The organism is Ochrobactrum sp. CGA5 (assembly GCF_006345815.1).
In the GTDB taxonomy this organism is placed as follows: domain Bacteria; phylum Pseudomonadota; class Alphaproteobacteria; order Rhizobiales; family Rhizobiaceae; genus Brucella.
Genome location: NZ_VCIG01000005.1, coordinates 158,231 through 177,967, shown reverse-complemented (window position 1 = coordinate 177,967; position 19,737 = coordinate 158,231). Strand labels below are relative to the sequence as shown.

Genomic DNA, 19,737 nt, shown 5'->3' with positions numbered 1-19,737 from the left:
TTGAAGCACCGGCCGATACGCGAATTTTGCGCTCACGCATAACTTAGATTTGGAACAAGTGTGTTTCAAAGGGATGCAATTGCAGCCTTCAATGCGCTCACGCGCTGAACCGATGTCCGAAATGATCGCTCTGCGGCAAAACCGAAGGCGATAACACAAGAGTCCTTTTCTTCGACCGGGACACTGCATGAAGCATGAACTTCTGCCACGCCGGTTGCCTCCACGATACGTCTCACATTATCCGCGTTGACGCCACTTCCGGGCATGATGCGAATGCTCTCGCCAGCCTTTCCGGCCAGCCGTACTAGATTATCCAGCCCTTCTTCGGCGGTTTGAGACAGACCGGATGTCAGAATCCGCTCAAAGCCGAGCACCGTTGCGTTCTGCAGCGCAATATCCATATCGGGAACCATATCGAATGCGCGATGAAGCGTCTTTCCTAGCCCGTTTGCTTCAGCCATAAGTCTTTCCAACATGGCAACATCAAGAGAGCCGTCGCTCAACGAGGCGCCGAGAACGACACCGGCCAGGCCAGCGCGTCTGGCGCTGCGTATATCGGAAAGCATTACGGCTTCATCTTCTGCCGAAAAGCAGAAACCGCCTGCATGCGGCCTGATCATTGCATAAACCGGGATAGATGCTTTCGAGGCGAGCTCCATAAACCCCGGCGAAGGGCTAAGGCCGCCCAACTCCAGCGCAGAGCAAAGCTCAATACGATCCGCACCACCTTCTATCGCCGACCGCAGTCCGACTGCGCTATCAACACATACCTCAAGTAAAACGCTCACGTCTTATGCCCCAATATGGCCGCCCCGACCAAACCCCCATCACTGCTGAACACACCTGGAATGATCAGCGGTGCGTCTGTTTTCCGCAAGATTCGAGTCCTCACTGCCTGATCAAGTGCCGCGATCAAATTGGAAGCTGTAGAAAGGCCGCCGCCCACTGGCACGATCGACGCACCGGTTATATTGATGACCGCAGCAAGAGGATCGGCAACCAACTGAAGATAGGCGGTGACCGTCCGTCTCGCCTCCGGTCTGCCTTCCGACCATTCCTGCAGAACCGCATGGCTGCTCGCATCAATACCATTGAGAAACTGATGCAACTTTTCGATACCGCGTGCACCACCAATCGTATCAACGCAACCGCGTTGGCCGCAGCCGCAATCGAAGCGAGGAATTGAAACTGTTTGCCCGTCTATTTCTACACACGTATTGAGGATCGGGCCATGCCCCCATTCGCCGGTCAAGCCGGCCTTACCGCGAACCAATCGACCGTCGACAACAAGCCCGCCTCCTACACCTGTGCCAAGCACGGCACAGAAGACAATCCCATGCCCCTTTCCAACCCCTTCGATTGCCTCGGCGAGCGCTAGGCAATCGGCATCATTTGCAGCGATCACCCGTCGTTGCAAACGTTCACCAAGTTCGAGGCTAAGCCTGTGACCGGTGATGCAAGGGATATTGGCCGAGAACGCCGTGCTTGTATCTGGATCAACCAGTCCCGCGATGGAAAGTGCAATGGGCCCTGCCTCGCCCGATGCATGCATTCGTAATGCGGTTGCCAATGCATCGCCAAACGCGCCCCAACTGGATGCCGGGGTCGGCAGTTTCTCAAGAGGCTCGATATGTCCCGGATGGGTTGAGCGCGCCAGTCGCATGAAGGATCCGCCAACATCTGCGGCAAAAACCGTTCTAGCCGGTTGAGACTGACGCGTCTTTCTGTCGTGCATAATCAATCTTCAGCCGATACGTTTGGGTGTTTCATCCAATCATCGCAAATGTAGCGGCAGTCAATCGGGACGCACAATCTATCCTACGGTTTTGGCGCGACGAGCGAGATATTCACGCCTTGCGGGTCCTTGCACTGAACAACCCATTCGCCATTGGGTACCTCCATTGGCTCTTGCAAAACCGCGCCGCCGAGAGACTTGACCCTGCTGGCAGCATCCTTCACGCCATCTACCATAAAGTAGAATCCCCAGCCCACGGGAATACCGGGTGGTGCTGTCATGATACCGCCGTGATCTGCACCATCGACACTGAACACCTTGTAGTTGCCCATAGGGCCCATGTCGAAATTGCGTGAGAGCTTCCAGCCGAAGACTTTCTCGTAAAAAGGGAATACCGTCTCGCAATCCTTCGCATACAGTTCGTGCCAGCCCGGATGTCCCGGTTTGCGCGAACCAAAGCCAGCCGGAGGTGGCATGTCATCTTTCGGCTCAAAAAGTGCAAAGATTCCCCCCTGCGGGTCCGACACAATCGCAAACCGCCCGATGTCTGGAATATCCTGCGCAGCCCTAAGAACCTTGCCGCCTTCCGCCTCGACTTTTAGAGCGTATTCGTCGGCACTTGCCACGCCGACATAACCGATCCAACCGGGTTGACCGTCGCAATCGTCCTTTGGCATGTCGGCTATGGACATCATGCCTGCAATCATACATCCGGGCACTTCAAACAGTGTATATTTTACGCCTGGAACACCGGCGTCTTTCGCCGACCACCCAACGACTTTCGTATAAAAATCCGCTGCATTGTCAGCATCCGTTGTCATAAGCTCGTACCAGACGAACGGAGAAGAACCGTTTTTCATTGAAAGTACTCCCTTGGATTTATCTTGCAATCGAACGCTCAGTCGCAGCAACTGTGTTTGGTAACCTGTGCTGCATACTCGTCATGCCGTTTGACAAAATGCATCGTGCCATTTTCATTCCGCCCCTTGGGGGCACGATCGAGGATCATCAGAGTACCGATCCATTCTTCGATGCCACGGGCATAACTGGAATAGGTGTGATAGAGAGCACCGCTTCCGTCCTTGTAGAAAGCGCTCATACCTGGCAACTCATCGAACGCCTCTTCCGCACTCAGCTTGTCGAAATTGTAGAACACTCGATCGTTTTCGAGTTCGTCCTTTGTGAAAGAGACGTGATAATCGAAATTGAAATCACTGCTCTCGGACGAGACCCATGGGAAGTGCCAACCCATCCGCTTCTTGTAAGCTTCCAGTTTCGCCAAGGGGCCGCGCGAAACGGCAACAAGCGTGACATCGTGATTGTTGAGATGCGTCACCGTGCCATCAAAATTATCGGCGAGGAACGAACAACCCGTGCAGCCTTGCTCCCAATCTGGTCCAAACATGAAATGATAGACGAGCAACTGGCTGCGACCATCGAAAAGATCAGAAAGCGTTTTCCTACCCGCAGGCGTATCGAATGTATAATCCTTGTCGACCTTTACCCATGGTAGAGCCTGTCGCTCAAGATTGACCTTGTCACGCAGATGGGTTGCTTCTTTCTCACGTGCCAGAAGCGCGCGTCGCGCCTCAAGCCAAGCTTCTCGGGATACGACCTTGTTCATGGTGCAAGCCCTCCTCCGGCTTTTGCTCCCAGCCCAGCACAGATTTCAATGTTGTTGCTTGACGATTTACATTGATATCAATATTAATAAGCCATGTCAAATAGCCATGATGTTCCTTTTGAAACAACGCTTCTGGTGCGTGATACATGCCTTTGTTTGCATGTTCAGCGCGCCGCACGCGCCCTCGCCCGCCGCTTTGACGATGCTCTGCGTCCAGTCGGTCTGACCAACGGCCAATTCTCGCTGATGATGTCGCTCAACCGCCCGGCACCGCCATCGATGAAGCCGGTTGCCGAACTCCTGGCGATGGATCAGACCACTTTGACGGCGGCCTTGAAGCCGTTGCAGCGGCAAGGTTGGGTGGAGATCATCGTGAATCCCAGCGACAAGCGGGAGCGTCTATTGCAACTTACACCAGAAGGAAAAGCTATTCTTGCCGCAGCCGTACCAATATGGGAGGCTACCCATGCGATGATAGAGAATCAGTTTACGAACGGTAATGGCGACGAAGTTCGTCGCAACTTACTTATTATGTCATCGGTTTGATTGTGGCCGCCTCATTCGGAAACGTCCGGTCCCTCCAAGACAAACGGTCTGGAAATTGTGGTATCAGGCATACATTGATGTCGAACGGTCACCGTGCGGCTGGGAGTGGGCCGCTGATTTGTGGATTGTCCCAGAAAGCAGGCTGAAATAATGAGCCAAAAGCGTGTTTCCCATCTCGTTGTTGTCGGTGCCGGGTTCGGTGGTTTGCAATTGATCCACGACCTCAGAAATGTCGACATGCGAATAACGCTGATCGATCAGCGCAACCACCATCTGTTCCAACCACTTCTCTATCAGGTTGCGACCACCATCCTCGCCACCTCAGAGATTGCCTGGCCAATCCGCCATCTGTTTCGCGACCGCAAAGAAGTAACCACTCTGCTGGGTACCGTTACAGATGTTGATACCGAACGAAGCGAGGTGAAACTCGAAAACGGCGCTGAAATTTCTTACGACATGCTTGTGCTCGCCACTGGAGCTCGTCACGCTTATTTCGGCAACGACCAATGGGAGGCACTGGCGCCCGGACTGAAGGCGTTGGAAGATGCAACCACCATTCGCCGTCGCCTGCTGTTGGCTTTCGAGCGTGCGGAGCGCGAAACAGACGAAGCAAAGCGGCGGGCGTTGCTGACATTTGGCATTGTGGGTGGCGGGCCAACTGGTGTAGAACTTGCAGGCATTATCGCGGAACTGGCCAAGCAGACCATATGGCCGGAATTTCGCAATATAGATACGCGGCAAACGCGCGTTATGCTACTAGAAGCAGGCCCGCGCATTCTGGCAGCTTTTCCCGAAAACCTCTCCGATTATGCATTGAAAGCGCTCCACAAACTGGGGGTTGAAGTCCGACTTGGAATTCCAGTCAAGGACATTACCGCCGACGGCGTAACTGTCGGCGAAGAGTTCATTCCTTGCCATACGGCAATTTGGGCGGCGGGCGTTGCCGCCTCTCCTGCGGCGACCTGGCTGAACGCCGAGAGCGACCGCGCCGGACGTGTGAAGGTTCTATCCAATCTCAATGTGCCCGGCCATGACGATATCTTCGTTATCGGCGACACGGCGTGGGTCGAAGGAAAAGACGGCAGACCGGTTCCGGGCATTGCCCCTGCCGCCAAACAGCAAGGTGCCTATGTCGCAAAGGTAATCAAAAGCCGCATTGAAGGAACAACGCCACCGATGCCGTTCCGTTACAAGCATCAGGGCAACCTTGCGACCATTGGCAGAGGCGCTGCTGTGGTGGATATGGGGCGCTTCAAGCTCAAGGGAACCATCGCCTGGTGGTTCTGGGGGATCGCACACATCTTCTTCCTCATTGGAACAAGAAGTCGTGCTGCCGTCGCCTGGAGTTGGCTATGGACATATATTTCCGGCCAGCATAGTGCCCGGCTGATAACACAGGGAAAGCCGGTTGATCGCTGAATACAAACGGCCGATTGAAAGCAGGCCGCTTCGTTTTTGTCCGTTGATCCGCTGTTCGGTCGGTTCCAGCCAACGTACGATTAACCGGTCAGAACAACAAGGCCGACAACAGAGCGCTCGCCGCGCATAATGGCAATACTTAGAGAACGATTGAGGCTCTCGATATTCCTCGAAAGCCTTCTACCAGTTACCGTATTATGCATCAATCTTGCGGATTATTGCGTAATGGTGATTGAAGTTCATCTGCTATCAGCCTGGGAGGACTACGATGACTTTGAAACTCTACCTCCATCCCTTTTCGTCATACTGTCAGAAGGCGATAACCGCCTTTTATGAAAAGGACATAGCCTTCGAAGCAAGAATGCTGGACGGGACGGAACCGGTAGCGAGCGAGTTCGCCGCACTTTGGCCCTTCGGTAAGTTTCCTGTACTAACAGACAATGGAAAACTGGTTTTTGAAGCGACGGGTATCATCGAATATCTCGAAGCCGCCTATCCTCACTCCAAACGGCTGATCCCATTAGACCCGTTGGTCAGCGCGGACGTGAGAATGTGGGATCGCTTCTTTGATAATTACATAAACTATCCACAACAACGCCTTGTTTACATTGCACTTGGTCGTGAACACGACGACGGTGGAGACCGCTGGCGGGCGACGTTCGATACAGCCTACGCATTTCTGGATCAGCATATGGGTGGTCGTGAATGGGTCTCCGGCGATGATTTCAGCCTCGCCGACTGTGCTGCGGCACCTTCCCTGCTCTATGCAGACTGGACTTATGCCATTCCCGAAAAATTTGCCAATGTGTGGGCTTACCGCAAACGTCTGCTTGCACGGCCAAGTTATGCCCGTGCGTTGGACGAAGCACGTTCGTTTCGTCATCTTTTTCCTTTGGGTGCTCCTGAGGAAGGCAGAGACTAAGAAAACACTGCTTTCGGATTCCCCTACAGGGTTTGCATGAACTCATGCAGGACCACAGCTTGATTGTGCTCCTGATCCCGTGCACCGTATAACAGCGTCAGCCTCCTGCCCCGTGCCTTCGCAATCAATTCCTTGACGGCGGACTTCTTACCTACGAGTTCCTCGCGATATTTTTGCTGAAATTCATTCCATCGCGCAGGATCGTGACCAAACCATTTGCGAAGATCCGTCGATGGGGCGATATCCTTGGCCCATAAATCTATATCAGCCTTTTCTTTTGTTATGCCACGTGGCCAGACACGATCCACGAGAATTCGATAGCCGTCATCGGTCGAAAGAGCTTCATAAATACGCTTTAAGTCAATCGTAGTCATCGGATTGGCTCCTCGCTATATTCTCCGAGAGATATGGTGGAGAAAAGTTTTCGGCAAGTCCACTCAATCACCGGACGACGAAAATGACTGTGGCGTACCAGATTCAAAAATTGGACCGCGAAGGTACCGCAGACATCATATAAAGCTGCCAGTATAGGCATTTAACCCCTTGTGGTATCGTCCCCGGAAGACGTGCCTCCGGGGACAAGGACTTAAGCAAAAACAGCATCGACTGCCTTTTTCGTAGCCGTGACTACCTTGTCCGCCTCCTCAAGCGACAGGCAAAGTGGCGGCGCAAATCCCAGAATATCGCCTTCTGGCATGGCACGCCCAATAACACCATTGGCCAGAAGAGCCGTTGAAACCTGAGCGCCGATCTTCAGAGATGGATCGAAAAACTTGCGATCATCACGATCTTCCACGAACTCGATCGCCGCCATAAGGCCTTCGCCCCGGATTTCGCCGACATATTTATGGTCGCCAAGAGCATCCTTTAATGCCTTGCGGAAGTAGGCGCCTGTGGAACCGGCATTTTCAACCAGCTTCAGTTCGTCAATGAGCTTGAGATTGGCCACGCCCGCTGCTGCACAGATCGGATGAGCGGAATAGGTCCAGCCATGGCCAATTGGCCCCATCTTGTCCGATCCTTGAACCAGCACCTGCCACATGCGGTCGGATACAATAGAACCGGAAAGCGGTGCGTAAGCCGAGGTCAGTCCCTTGGCGATGGTGATCAAATCTGGCTTCATTCCATAGTGGTCGGAACCGAACATGCTGCCAAGACGACCGAAGCCGGTAACAACCTCATCGGCAACAAGCAGAATATCATAACGATCAAGAACAGCTTGAACCTTCTGCCAGTAGCCAGCAGGCGGCGGCACAATACCACCGGTACCCAAAACAGGCTCGCCAATAAAGGCTGCAATTGTCTCCGGGCCTTCTGCAAGGATCATTTCTTCAAGCTTGTCGGCACAGTGTTGCGAGAACTGCTCTTCGCTCATCGAGCGGTCTGCACGACGGAAGTAATAGGGCGCTTCCGTATGCAGAATTGGCGCACGCGGCAAATCAAATGCGTTGTGGAAAGTCGCAAGCCCGGTCATGCTGCCTGTCATAACGCCCGAGCCGTGATATCCGCGCCAACGCGAAATGATCTTCTTCTTTTCCGGGCGACCCAGGATATTGTTGTAGTACCAGATGAGCTTGATATTCGTTTCGTTAGCATCCGAACCCGAAAGGCCAAAGTATACACGGCTCATATGCTCTGGAGCGCGATCAATAATCATCTTGGCGAGCGTAATCGACACTTCAGTGCCATGACCGACATAGGCATGATAATAAGCAAGCTTGCGCGCCTGTTCCGCAATCGCATCCGCGATTTCAGTGCGGCCATAGCCAACATTGACGCAGTAAAGACCTGCGAAGGCATCAAGACTCTTGCGACCGTTGACATCGGCAATATAAACGCCTTCGCCGCCTTCCAGCACCCGCGTTGGTGTTTCACCCCGCGCATGCATGCCCATATGGGTAGACGGGTGAAAGAAATGATCCCGATCCCAGGCAGTGAGTTCATTGCTATTGTTCAACATCGTTATATTCCTTTCCTATCGTCACGCTTTCACGCGGCGGTATCAATGCAGAGATATTTGAGTTCCGTGAAAGCCTCTATGCCCTGATGTGAACCTTCGCGGCCAAGTCCCGACTGCTTCCAGCCACCAAATGGGATCGGCGCGCCGGTGATCTTCGCTCGGTTGATTGCCACCATTCCGTATTCGAGTGCACGGCCCATACGCAGTTGTCGGGCACCGTTTGCCGTTACGACATAGGCAACCAAGCCATACTGTGTCGCATTTGCACGTGCGATGACTTCATCTTCATTTTCAAAAGCAGCAACGGCAGCAACTGGTCCGAACGTCTCTTCTTGCATGATCGCAGCATCGTCTGGCACATCGACAAGCAAAGTTGGCTCGAAGAAAAGCCCGGCGTCTCCGAGCCGGTTGCCGCCCACAACGATGCTGCTGCCCCTTTGCTGAGCGTCGCGCACGTGCTCTTCAACCTTGTCGACCGCACGGCTGTGCATCAGAGGGCCGATATCCGATGACGGATCGAGCCCGTTACCGATTTTCAGCGCCGCGATGCGCGCAGCAAACGCCTCGGTGAAGGTTTTCAAAATCCCACGTTGGACAAAGATGCGGTTTGCCGCAAGACAATCCTGACCAGACGTCGCAAACTTGGCAGCCATAGCGACATCGACAGCCCGTCCAACATCGGCATCATCGAAGATGATCAACGGTGCATGTCCACCAAGCTCCATGACGAGCCGTTTCATCGTGTTCGCGCTTTTGGTGGCGATAAGCTTGCCGATTTCCGTTGAACCGGTGAAGCTCAGCCCTCGCACACGCTCATCATTGCACAAGGCATCAACGATAGGTGCGGCCTTGCCTGTCACCACATTGAATATGCCAGATGGCATTCCGGCACGCTCGGCCAGTTCGGCCAAGGCAAGCGCGGAAAGCGGTGTTTCTGAAGAGGGATGCACGACGACCGGGCATCCGGCGGCAATCGCCGCGGCCGCCTTGCGCGTGATCATTGCGTGCGGAAAGTTCCATGGCGTAACAAGCCCGACCACCCCCAGCGCCTCACGGCGCACGATCATCTCGGCATTAGGGAGATGACTCGCTACGGTTTCACCGTTTAGCCGCTTCGCTTCTTCGGCAAACCACTCGATGAAAGATGCACCATAGTCGATTTCACCAATCGATTCCGCCAGCGGTTTGCCCTGCTCCAGCGTCATCAGCAATGCGAGATCTTCACGATTTACCGTGACCAGCTCGAACCATCGCCGCAAGACCGAGGATCGTTCTTGAGGCAGCTTATCACGCCAGACCGAGAACGCATTTACTGCGGCATCGATCGCTAATGTCGTCTCTGCTTCGCCAAGACTTGCCACGCGAGCAAGCCGCCGACCGGTGGCAGGATCGATAACAGCGCAGGTGTCGGCCTTTTCTCCAGCTACCCACCGTCCATCGACATAGCTCAGTTCACGAAAAAGGTGCTTATCGCGAAGCCTGCCCAGCCCGTCATGTTGTATCGGATGATCCAGAACGGCATTCATTATTCTTCTCCCAATTCAGGAAGAAGTTTGTCACAGGGTCATTCGATATTCGGACCAAAGATACCCGAGAGATGTGTTAATTGGACTAAACTGAAACGCCAGACACTCTGTTTGGACTAGCCTGCGATTTCCTTGAGCAGCGACAAAGGTGCGCTCGTCTTCTCGTCCTTGACCAGCTTGGTCACGATATAGGTGAAGTAGCGTTCTATGCCGATATTTTGGTCGAGAAGACGGTCGATCAGACGCTGGTATCCGTCAATGTCGCGTGCCACAATCATCAGAAAATAGTCCACGCCGCCACCAACCGACCAACAGGAAACGATCTCGGGCACGGCTGCAATGGCTCTCTCGAACCGTTCAAAGTCACTTTGACGATGGTTACCCAGAGTGATCTGCACAATGACGTGCGCAATCGGGGCTATTTTTCGATATGCAATGCGCGCATGATAACCGGTGACAACGCCTGCTTCTTCCAGCTTGCGCAGTCGCAGCCAGCAGGGTGTCGCAGAAAGCCCAACCTTCTCCGCCAAGGCAAGCTTGGTAATCCGCGCATTCTCCTGAACAGCTTCGAGAATACGCAGATCGACGGAATCGAGCTTCAAGGCGGCCTTCATTATATTGATCCAAGTCTTCAAACATTCCCTCCCTCATTCGCACGCCCCTGCGCTGGTGGCAAGGCTCCGACATCGAAAAGTCGTTACAGTTCAGAATTGTAATGATTCAATATAATTATTGACATGATAACAATGCTCTTTCACACATAGAGCCAAGAATAAAAACCAAACATATGGGGAACGAGAATGCGACCTTACGGTTTCGCACGTGGTGCATTATTGCGCCTTCCGTCCGTACATCTGCTGCAGCCTTCGATAAACCTCAACGCTGCTTTTCCCATCACCATGACGCTATGAGGGGCAGCGCCGTGACAGGAAAACCTAATGAAATGATTGGCCTTGAGGATGTCGAGGCGGCGCGCGACAGGCTGAAAGATCTTGTAGTGAGAACGCCGCTGACGTGCTCCAGTCATTTGAGCAAACTTGCAGGAACTCCCGTCTATCTGAAACTGGAAAATCGACAGACGACCGGCAGCTTCAAGCTGCGTGGTGCGACCAATGCTGTCCTTAGCCTATCAGCGGACGATCGCAAACGTGGGCTCGTGACTGCATCAACCGGCAATCACGGACGTGCACTTGCGCATGCAGCTTTTGAGCAAGGGTTGATCGCTACTGTTTGCCTCTCATCGCTAGTACCAAGCAACAAAGTCAGTGCGATACGCGATCTTGGTGCGGATGTGCGTATCGTTGGAAATTCGCAGGATGACGCCATGGATGAAGTGGCGAGACTGGCAAACGAGGAAGGAATGAATGTCATTCCACCATTCGACGATCCGCGCATTATTGCCGGACAAGGCACAGTCGGTCTGGAAATCATCGATGATCAGCCGGACACCGGAACTGTTCTCATTCCGCTTTCAGGTGGAGGACTTGCTGCAGGCATCGCCGCAACCGTCAAGGCTCTGCGCCCTTATAGCCGCATAGTAGGCGTTTCCATGACTCGCGGTGCAGCCATGGATGCCAGCCTCACAGCCGGTAGGCCGGTCAATGTCGAGGAATTGCAGACCCTTGCAGATTCATTGGGTGGGGGCATTGGTCTTAACAATCACTGGACCTTTGCAATGTGCCGCTCATTGCTGGACGACGTGATCCTGCTCGATGAAGAAGAGATTGCGGCGGGGATCAGACACGCTGCAATGCAGGAAGGTGAAATCATCGAAGGCGCCGCTGCGGTTGGCATTGGTGCCTTGTTGAGCGGCAAGATCAAGCTAGAGGGGCCGACTGCCATCGTTATCTCAGGTGGCAACATAGATCCCGAACAACATCGCGCGATTGTGGAAGACCGCTATCGGAGAGCAGGCTGATGGCCGAGATGAGAATTCTGACTGAGGCGGATCTGAGACAGATTATAGCCCTCGACATCGACAGCGTGACGTGCGTGGAGAATGCGTTCTGCTCACTGGCCAGCGGCGGCGTCAGCATGCCGCCAATTCTTCGGTTGGATATCCCAGCCGAGCGTGGCGAAGTTGACGTAAAAACGGCTTACATTTCCGAACTTGACAGCTTTGTTATCAAGATAAGTCCCGGTTTCTTCAACAATCCGTCCATTGGCTTGCCGTCTACCAACGGGCTGATGATCCAATTCTCGGCAAAGACCGGCCTTATTGAAGCGCTATTGCTTGACAATGGCTATCTGACCGATGTGCGCACCGCGGCTGCGGGTGCTGTCGCCTCAAAATATCTGGCACGGGAAGACGCCCGCGCGGCAACCATCTTTGGCGCCGGCATGCAAGCGGGAATGCAGCTTGAAGCGCTGACACTCGTGCGTCCCATCACCGAAGCCAGGATTTGGGCACGTAATTTCGACAGCGCGCAAAAAGCTGCGCAAAAATTCACCGAGGAGCTCGGAATATCGGTGACGGCAGTTGCAGATGCACAGAAAGCTTGCGACGGCGCTGATATAATTGTTACGACAACACCATCGGAAACGCCGCTCATAAAGGCTGAATGGCTGGTTGCCGGCCAGCATCTCACCGCGATGGGCTCGGACGCCGAACACAAAAACGAGATTGATCCTGCCCTGTTCCGGCGACCGATCACCTATATTGCGGATAGCCTCACCCAGACACGCAGGCTTGGCGAATTGCATCATGCGATTTCGACGGGGATCGTTGCGACGGATACTGCCTTTCCAGAACTGGGACAAATCGCTCTCAATGCCCGCACATTCCAGCGGAAAGCAGATGACATAACCTTCTGCGACCTCACGGGAACGGGGGTTCAAGACACCGCGATTGCTCGTCTCGCGACGGAGCGTGCCAAGCTGCGCAATGCAGGCACGAAAATAGATCCAACTAAAGCTGCAGGAGCCAGTCGATGAGTGTGGAACTTAACTTCACCCGCGCGGAATACGATCAGCGGATAGCCCAAACCCGGCGCGCTATAGAGAAGGCAGGCTTCGATGTAATCATCGTAACCGATCCATCCAACATGCACTGGCTTACCGGCTATGACGGCTGGTCCTTCTATGTCCATCAGTGCGTTGTGCTTTCCACGGAAGGTGAACCGATCTGGTACGGTCGAGGTCAGGATGGCAACGGCGCGAAGCGCACTGCGTGGCTCAGCCACGACAATATTATCGGCTATCCCGATCATTATGTGCAATCGCTGGAGCGCCATCCCATGGATCTCCTGGCCTCGATGCTGAAAGCAAAAGGTTGGGGTAACAAAACCATAGCTGTCGAGTTCGACAATTACTGGTACACGGCTGCCGCGCATCATGCTTTACAGAAGCATCTGCCAAATGCGCGCTTCAAGGATGCGCAGGGGCTGGTCAACTGGCAGCGCGCTGTCAAGAGCCCGACTGAAATCGACTATATGCGCAAGGCGGGTCGCATCGTTGAAGCTATGCATCGGCGCATCGTCGACAAAATCGAGCCAGGCATGCGCAAATGCGATCTGGTCGCAGAAATTTACGATGCAGGTACGCGCGGCGTTGACGATTTCGGTGGTGATTATCCGGCTATTGTGCCGTTGCTTCCTTCGGGACCTGACGCATCCGCACCACATCTGACTTGGAACGATCTGCCGATGAATACCGGCGAAGGCACCTTTTTCGAGATCGCTGGCTGCTATAAGCGCTATCATTGCCCGCTTTCGCGCACCGTATTTCTTGGCAAGCCGACACAGGCCTTTCTTGACGCCGAGAAAGCAACACTCGAAGGGATGGAGGCAGGACTTGCCGCAGCACGTCCCGGCAACACATGCGAAGATATCGCCAACGGCTTTTTCGATGTGTTGAAAAAATACGGGATCATCAAGGACAACCGCACCGGCTATTCCATCGGCTTGTCCTATCCACCGGACTGGGGCGAGCGCACGATGAGCCTGCGCCCCGGCGACCGCACCGAGTTGCAACCCGGTATGACCTTTCATTTCATGACAGGCCTCTGGTTGGAAACCATGGGGCTGGAGATCACTGAGAGCATCGTTATTACCGAAACGGGTGTTGAATGCCTGTCGAATGTTCCACGTAAGCTCGTGGTCAAGGATTAGGACACCGCAATGATGCATACTCTCCCCCCCTCACGCCCCTCCCCGATCGCGCCGACCGTCGATCTCAATCGCGATGGCTTGCAGCACGGGCATTTGCGATTACCGTGGTCCAGAGACGATTCCGCATGGGGATCTCTGATGCTACCCATCTGCGTAATCCGCAATGGCGATGGCCCCACCGCCCTCCTGACTGGTGCCAATCATGGCGATGAATATGAAGGTCCCGTGGCACTCTACGATCTCGCCATTAATCTGAAACCGGAAGAGATTGCCGGCCGCGTCATCATTGTTCCTGCAATGAACTTTCCGGCATTTCTTGCGGGGACGCGAACATCACCTATCGACAAGGGCAATCTCAACCGCAGTTTCCCCGGTCGCCCGGATGGCACTGTCACAGAAAAGATAGCGGACTATTTTACCCGCTACCTTCTGCCGACAGCCGATATAGTCATGGATTTTCATTCGGGAGGACGGACACTAGACTTCCTGCCTTACGCTGCAGCGCACGCATTGCCCGATACGGCACAGGAGGCTCGCTGCTTTGCTGCTGTCAAAGCCTTTTCGGCACCTTTTTCGATGCGGATGATCGAGATCGATGGAGTCGGCATGTACGATACGATAGCTGAAGAGGCGGGCAAAGTGTTCGTTACCACTGAGCTTTCCGGCGGCGGCACGATTTCAGCCCGCACGGCTTCCATCGCCAAACGTGGCATTCGTAACCTTTTATGTCATGCAGGTATCCTGCAAGGACAGGTGGAGATTACACCCACGACATGGCTCGATATGCCGTCGCAGGAATGCTTCGGTTTTGCTGAGACCGAAGGTTTGCTCGAGCCTTTGGTTGATCTCGGTGCGGAAGTACGCGAAGGCGACCTCATTGCGCGCGTCCATACCGTAAACCGTACAGGCGTAGCTCCGCAGGAGTACCGCGCCGCCCTCGACGGAATTCTCGCAGCCCGTCACTTTCCAGGTCTCATCAAGATGGGTGACTGCTTGTCGGTCATTGCCACGATCAGCGAGGAGCCTGCCTCGAAGTAAACCGATCAATACCAGCCGACTGACAAGCCGGAAAACAACCGGCATTCAAAAAGAGGAGTGAACACAATGCGCATGAAACTGATTACTATTTCCGCTCTGTTCTCGGCAACTGCGGTTCTGGCTCTCACGCTTCCGTCACAAGCCGTAACGGTCGATGATCTCAAGAGTGCGGGCTTCGTTCGCGGAGCAACAGCCAATGAAGTGCCTTATGGTTATATGAACGAAAGCGGCGCAGCGAAGGGCATTGGCCCTGACGTCGCGGATGCAATCTTCAAGAAGCTCGGCATTGAGGAAATCGACTGGACGGTAACCCCGTTCGGTTCGCTCATTCCCGGCCTGAAGGCCAAACGGTTTGAGTTCGTCGGGGCAGAGCAGAATGTCCTGCCAGATCGTTGCAAGCAAGTAAAGTTCACCGTTGCAAACTCGAGTTACGGTGAAGGACTTCTGGTTCCAAAGGGTAACCCCAAGAACATCCATTCCTATGAAGACATCAAGAAAGACCCATCGTTGAAGGTCGCAATCGTTTCAGGTGCGGATCAGATCGACTTCCTGCACGGAATGGGCATCGATGAATCTCAGATTATTATGATCCAGGGCAATGCCGATGCTCCGTCGACGGTCCAGACCGGGCGGGCAGATGCATACGCCGCAACGGAATTGACAGTCGCCAAACTGGTCGACAACTCGCCAGAACTGGAACAGGCGCATCCTTTCACTGATCCGGTTGTCGACGGCAAGTCTGCCAGAAGCTTCGGCGCCTTCAGCTTCCGTCCGGAAGATAAGGAATTGTACGAAGCCTTCAACAAGGAGCTTATCGAGTTCAAGAAGACTGACGATTATAAGAAAATCCTGATGACATATGGCCTTAGCGAAGAAAGCGTAGAAGCCGCGCGAACCGTCGATACGGCGAGCCTATGCAACGCTAAGTAAGTCGACTTCAGCCCGCCGCACCATTGACGGGTTCGGCGGGTATTGTCTCATCTCAACCGGGAGACGATCATATGCATTGGACGGAATATCTTCCCGCCCTTCTCGAGGGCGCGCAAATCACCGCCATTCTTGCCCTAAGTTCGATGACCATCGGCACCATACTGGCCTTTTCTGCCGGGATTGCCCGTTTTGCCGGCGGGCCGGTCCTATCCACGGTTGCGGTGATCTATATTGAGATATTCCGCGGTACATCTCTACTCGTGCAATTGTTCTGGCTCTATTATGCCTTGCCGCTGATCGGCATTTCCTTTGATCCGATCACCACCGGCATCATGGGGCTTGGGCTTAATATTGGCGCCTATGGCGCGGAAGTGGTTCGTGGTGCTTTACAGGCTGTGCCGGAAGCGCAACATGAAGCTGCCCGGGCGCTAAATTTCAGCAAGGGACATAGCTTGTTTCACATCATTCTGCCACAAGCGGTGGTCGAAATGATGCCAGCCTTCGGTAATCTCGCAATCCACAATCTCAAGGACACTGCGCTTGCCTCGCTGATCGCGATCAGCGACTTGACCTTCCAGGCCCAACGCCTACGCAATCTGACGCTCGACAGCGTGACGATCTATACACTGACCCTGTTTGGCTACTTTGCAATGGCGCTCGTGCTGGCGGCAGCGATTCGTTGGCTGGAACGGCGTCTGAAACGCCAGACCATGGCTGGAGGTTTCGCATGATCTACGGCTATGCTTGGGACACCTCGTCCACACTGTCCTTCGCGATTTCCATTCTGCCAATTCTGGCGATTGGGCTAACGGTAACCCTGAAAGCAGCCGCAACCGGCTTTGCAATCGCGCTAGTCCTCGGTCTTGTCTTCGCACTTCTGCGACGCAGCCCATATAAGGCTATATCCTGGCCAACGGCGGTCGTGGTTGAGTTTCTTCGTGATACGCCGCTGCTGGTACAACTGTTTTTCCTGTACTACGTGCTGCCCGTTTACGGGATTGTTCTGCCTGCTTTCCTGACCGGTGCTTTGGCACTCGGGCTTCAATACTCCGCGTATACGTCGGAGGTATATCGTGGAGGCATCGAAGCCATTCCACGCGGACAGTGGGAAGCGGCGCTGGCACTGAATCTCACGCCATGGCGCACCTATCGGGATATTGTCATTCCACAAGCCGTTCCGCGGATCATCCCGACTATGGGTAATTACCTCGTGTCCATGCTTAAAGAGACACCGGTTCTGTCTGTCGTGAGCATTGTCGACATGCTCAACCTCGCTAATTTGATCGGCGACCGCACGTTCGAATATCTGGTGCCGCTGTCGATGGTCGGCCTGATCTTCCTCGTGCTGACCCTCATCTGCTCGGCGCTCATACGCCTGCTTGAACGCACACTTCCGAAAAACGGGATCGCACTCAAATGACCCAGGAAATTATCCGCTTTCAGGACGTTACTAAGCGCTTCGGAGCGCTGACTGTACTGGATCGCTTCAATTTTTCGGTCAAGACAGGTGAGAAAGTCACGTTGATCGGACCCTCAGGATCGGGAAAATCGACAGTTCTTCGCATTCTCATGACACTGGAGCCATTTCAGGAGGGTAAGCTTGAGCTTGCAGACATGTCCTATCATGAGCCAAACGGTAAAGGGCAGTTTCAGGCGAGCGAAAGCCATTTGCGCAAGATCAGGTCGTATGTCGGCATGGTGTTCCAGAGCTTCAATCTGTTTCCGCACATGTCTGTCCTACGCAATATTATTGAAGCACCGGTCCATGTCTTAGGCATGAAACGCGGCGAAGCAGAAGCACGTGCTCTCGACCTGCTCTCGCTTGTGGGGTTGAGCGACAAGAAAGATCATTATCCATCGCAGCTTTCCGGTGGTCAGCAACAGCGCGTTGCTATAGCCCGCTCGCTTGCCATGCGCCCGCGCGTCCTCTTGTTCGATGAACCGACATCCGCTCTCGATCCACAACTGGTGGGTGAAGTGCTATCCGTCATTCGCAGTCTGGCCCAGGAACATGACCTGACCATGCTTCTTGTCACGCATGAAATGCGATTTGCCCGGGAAGTGTCCGACCGGGTTTGTTTCTTTGACAAGGGACGTATCTGCGAACAGGGCACGCCGGAACAGATATTTCAGGCACCTACGGAAGATCGCACCAAGGAATTCCTGCAGTCAGTGCTTTAGAGCGCATCCCGAAAAGTGTGGATCGGCTTTCGGACGAGATGCGCGTCAAACCAAACAGTTGGAGGGCCTATCTGATTCAATCAGATTGAAAGGCGTTTTAACATTGATCGTTCAGGTGATCGAACCAACGTCATAAACGGGCGGCAACTGTGTAAAGGTCTCACGGATCGTCTCAAGTGCCGCCTGCAAAGCGGAGCGGGAAAGCCGCCCGCCGAGACATATCCGGACGCCTCCATTTCCTCGATCCGCACCCGCTACAAAGGGATCAGAAGGCGTAACTGCAACGCCTTTATTGGCCAGCGCGCGCACCAGCCCATCTTCAGACCAGTTGCGAGGAATTTTCAACCAGGCACATAAAGAGAGTGGATTGCTGCCTGCCACGAGTGTACCCAGGATATCGGTCACTAGCGCCTGGCGTGATCGCAACTCACTGCGTTGAATGTCGATGAGTTTCGCTGCTGTGCCATCTTCGATCCAGCGGCTGGCCATTTCACCCATGAGATTGACGCCGCTCCAACTTGTGACGCGCAGAATGGACGTAACTCGAATGGAATATTGTGTCGGAACCACGAGATAACCTGTGCGCAAACCGGTCATGACCGTCTTGGTAAAGCTTGTGACAAAAAAGCCGAGGTCTGGCAGTAGCTCAGGCATCGATGGCAATCTGTCTTCAAGGATAGGCTTATAGACCTCGTCCTCGATAACGCAGACGCCGTATCGCTGTGCGATTTCTGCAATTGCTATACGGCGCTCGGCTCCCATCAGATGGCTGGTCGGATTGCCGAGTGTCGGGATCATTACAAGTGCACGAACATCACCTGCCTCGCAGGCGATTGCGAACGCATCAGGTAGAATGCCCTGTTCGTCGAGCGGGAGGCCACGCAGAGTAAATCCAAGCACATTGGCGAGGCCGATGATGCCATGGTCTGTCAGGCTTTCCGTCAGCACGACCTCTCCCGGCTGCACAACAGCTGCGACGGCAAGGAACAGCCCGTGTGCGGCACCGTTTGTAACGATGATCCGGCCCGGATCAACGTCTACCGATAAGCCGCGCAGCCAATCCTGTGCGACAGTACGATGTCTATCCAACCCCGCAATCGGACGACAAGGCCGCATAAAACTTGCATTATCCGACTGGCTCATTTCTTCTAGCACACGGCGCGAAGCATTCTCATGCGCTTCAGTATAAACTGCCCGAATGATTGATAAATCCGCTGTGCCGCTTGGGTCCCGATCTAGCATAAACCGGTCCGCTCGCTCCGTCACCCTATTGCACACATAGGTTCCGCGACCGACCTCGCCGCGCAGGTAACCACGCCGTTCAGCCTCTTTGTAACTGATACTGACCGTTTGCACCGAAAGGCCGAGCTTGTGAGCCAGATCTCGATGCGTCGGCATACGTGTAGTAGGTAGAAGAACGCCTTTTTCGATATCGTCGACGATTTTATCCGTCAAAAGCCGGTGCTTCGTGACACCTTTGCGCATTTCCAACACGGGTTTCCACATGTGTTCACCGGCTCCATCATGACATGTCCATAATTGTTTTGTTATACAGAATTTGTTTCATGACAATCTAGTCAAAACAGCAACCAGAAAGCAATCATTCCGACGGTGGAAATACGCCTTAACGGGCGTTCGAAACGCGCAAAATATTTAGTCCTATCTGTGGTTTGGAAGAAGCTGGCATCGCCTTATTGAAGATAGCACACCTATCAAACAAGCTATTGATAGATAAAGTGAATTCTGC

Annotated in this window: 20 protein-coding genes; 11 read left to right on the top strand and 9 right to left on the bottom strand. The window is 53.9% G+C overall.

The genetic code is table 11. The annotated features are described in order from the left end of the window. Positions 1 to 65: 65 nt before the first annotated feature. The 4 genes from FJQ48_RS05550 to FJQ48_RS05535 form a co-directional block, all read right to left on the bottom strand. On the bottom strand, positions 66 to 788 hold the full coding sequence (locus tag FJQ48_RS05550) for a copper homeostasis protein CutC (RefSeq protein ID WP_139974207.1): 723 nt from the start codon (positions 786 to 788) through the stop codon (positions 66 to 68). Further along, complete coding sequence (locus tag FJQ48_RS05545) at positions 785 to 1,735, bottom strand: ROK family protein (RefSeq protein WP_139974206.1); 951 nt, start codon at positions 1,733 to 1,735, stop codon at positions 785 to 787. The genes FJQ48_RS05550 and FJQ48_RS05545 overlap by 4 nt, the downstream gene beginning before the upstream one ends. An 83-nt stretch (positions 1,736 to 1,818) precedes the next feature. Beyond that, complete coding sequence (locus FJQ48_RS05540; protein ID WP_139974205.1) at positions 1,819 to 2,595, bottom strand: VOC family protein; 777 nt, start codon at positions 2,593 to 2,595, stop codon at positions 1,819 to 1,821. Between the two features lie 38 nt (positions 2,596 to 2,633). Then, complete coding sequence (locus FJQ48_RS05535; protein ID WP_139974204.1) at positions 2,634 to 3,359, bottom strand: thioredoxin family protein; 726 nt, start codon at positions 3,357 to 3,359, stop codon at positions 2,634 to 2,636. A gap of 93 nt (positions 3,360 to 3,452) precedes the next feature. Between FJQ48_RS05535 and FJQ48_RS05530 the strand changes: the two genes are divergently transcribed. From FJQ48_RS05530 to FJQ48_RS05520, 3 genes are all read left to right on the top strand, one after another. Continuing rightward, positions 3,453 to 3,905: a MarR family winged helix-turn-helix transcriptional regulator gene (locus FJQ48_RS05530; RefSeq protein ID WP_139974203.1), complete on the top strand. Its 453-nt coding sequence runs from the start codon at positions 3,453 to 3,455 to the stop codon at positions 3,903 to 3,905. Positions 3,906 to 4,055: 150 nt separating this feature from the next. Continuing rightward, positions 4,056 to 5,324: an NAD(P)/FAD-dependent oxidoreductase gene (locus tag FJQ48_RS05525; protein ID WP_139974202.1), complete on the top strand. Its 1,269-nt coding sequence runs from the start codon at positions 4,056 to 4,058 to the stop codon at positions 5,322 to 5,324. A gap of 268 nt (positions 5,325 to 5,592) precedes the next feature. Continuing rightward, complete coding sequence (locus FJQ48_RS05520) at positions 5,593 to 6,246, top strand: glutathione S-transferase family protein (protein WP_139974201.1); 654 nt, start codon at positions 5,593 to 5,595, stop codon at positions 6,244 to 6,246. Positions 6,247 to 6,269: 23 nt separating this feature from the next. Here the strand turns inward: FJQ48_RS05520 and FJQ48_RS05515 are convergent, their stop codons facing one another. The 4 genes from FJQ48_RS05515 to FJQ48_RS05500 all read right to left on the bottom strand — a co-directional run bounded on the left by FJQ48_RS05515 (position 6,270) and on the right by FJQ48_RS05500 (position 10,346). Beyond that, complete coding sequence (locus FJQ48_RS05515) at positions 6,270 to 6,620, bottom strand: DUF488 domain-containing protein (protein ID WP_139974200.1); 351 nt, start codon at positions 6,618 to 6,620, stop codon at positions 6,270 to 6,272. 212 nt (positions 6,621 to 6,832) lie between these two features. Beyond that, complete coding sequence (locus FJQ48_RS05510; RefSeq protein ID WP_139974199.1) at positions 6,833 to 8,206, bottom strand: aspartate aminotransferase family protein; 1,374 nt, start codon at positions 8,204 to 8,206, stop codon at positions 6,833 to 6,835. 29 nt (positions 8,207 to 8,235) lie between these two features. Next, positions 8,236 to 9,732, bottom strand: a complete 1,497-nt coding sequence (locus FJQ48_RS05505; protein WP_139974198.1) for an NAD-dependent succinate-semialdehyde dehydrogenase — start codon at positions 9,730 to 9,732, stop codon at positions 8,236 to 8,238. 116 nt (positions 9,733 to 9,848) lie between these two features. Further along, on the bottom strand, positions 9,849 to 10,346 hold the full coding sequence (locus tag FJQ48_RS05500) for an Lrp/AsnC family transcriptional regulator (protein WP_139974197.1): 498 nt from the start codon (positions 10,344 to 10,346) through the stop codon (positions 9,849 to 9,851). A gap of 329 nt (positions 10,347 to 10,675) precedes the next feature. Here FJQ48_RS05500 and eutB point away from each other — a divergent pair, with 329 nt between their 5' ends. From eutB to ehuA, 8 genes are all read left to right on the top strand, one after another. Continuing rightward, positions 10,676 to 11,650 (top strand): hydroxyectoine utilization dehydratase EutB, encoded by a 975-nt coding sequence (gene eutB / locus FJQ48_RS05495; RefSeq protein WP_139974606.1) that lies wholly within the window; start codon positions 10,676 to 10,678, stop codon positions 11,648 to 11,650. Further along, positions 11,650 to 12,666: a cyclodeaminase gene (locus FJQ48_RS05490; RefSeq protein WP_139974196.1), complete on the top strand. Its 1,017-nt coding sequence runs from the start codon at positions 11,650 to 11,652 to the stop codon at positions 12,664 to 12,666. Before eutB ends, FJQ48_RS05490 begins: the two co-directional genes overlap by 1 nt. Continuing rightward, a complete protein-coding gene (doeA, locus tag FJQ48_RS05485; RefSeq protein WP_139974195.1) occupies positions 12,663 to 13,841 on the top strand; it encodes an ectoine hydrolase DoeA in 1,179 nt (392 codons plus the stop codon). The genes FJQ48_RS05490 and doeA overlap by 4 nt, the downstream gene beginning before the upstream one ends. 12 nt (positions 13,842 to 13,853) lie before the next feature. Next, positions 13,854 to 14,879, top strand: coding sequence for a N(2)-acetyl-L-2,4-diaminobutanoate deacetylase DoeB (gene doeB / locus FJQ48_RS05480; protein ID WP_180350149.1), 1,026 nt, complete (start codon positions 13,854 to 13,856; stop codon positions 14,877 to 14,879). A gap of 66 nt (positions 14,880 to 14,945) precedes the next feature. Then, the gene (ehuB, locus tag FJQ48_RS05475; protein WP_139974193.1) at positions 14,946 to 15,809 is read left to right on the top strand and encodes an ectoine/hydroxyectoine ABC transporter substrate-binding protein EhuB; all 864 of its coding nucleotides are present in this window, start codon (positions 14,946 to 14,948) and stop codon (positions 15,807 to 15,809) included. 71 nt (positions 15,810 to 15,880) lie between these two features. Next, the gene (ehuC, locus tag FJQ48_RS05470) at positions 15,881 to 16,540 is read left to right on the top strand and encodes an ectoine/hydroxyectoine ABC transporter permease subunit EhuC (protein ID WP_139974192.1); all 660 of its coding nucleotides are present in this window, start codon (positions 15,881 to 15,883) and stop codon (positions 16,538 to 16,540) included. Beyond that, complete coding sequence (gene ehuD / locus FJQ48_RS05465; RefSeq protein WP_139974191.1) at positions 16,537 to 17,229, top strand: ectoine/hydroxyectoine ABC transporter permease subunit EhuD; 693 nt, start codon at positions 16,537 to 16,539, stop codon at positions 17,227 to 17,229. Before ehuC ends, ehuD begins: the two co-directional genes overlap by 4 nt. Then, positions 17,226 to 17,990: an ectoine/hydroxyectoine ABC transporter ATP-binding protein EhuA gene (gene ehuA, locus FJQ48_RS05460; RefSeq protein WP_139974190.1), complete on the top strand. Its 765-nt coding sequence runs from the start codon at positions 17,226 to 17,228 to the stop codon at positions 17,988 to 17,990. Before ehuD ends, ehuA begins: the two co-directional genes overlap by 4 nt. A 111-nt stretch (positions 17,991 to 18,101) precedes the next feature. On the opposite strand, the gene FJQ48_RS05455 is transcribed toward ehuA, so the two are convergent. Further along, complete coding sequence (locus FJQ48_RS05455; RefSeq protein ID WP_139974189.1) at positions 18,102 to 19,496, bottom strand: PLP-dependent aminotransferase family protein; 1,395 nt, start codon at positions 19,494 to 19,496, stop codon at positions 18,102 to 18,104. Positions 19,497 to 19,737 lie beyond the last annotated feature (241 nt).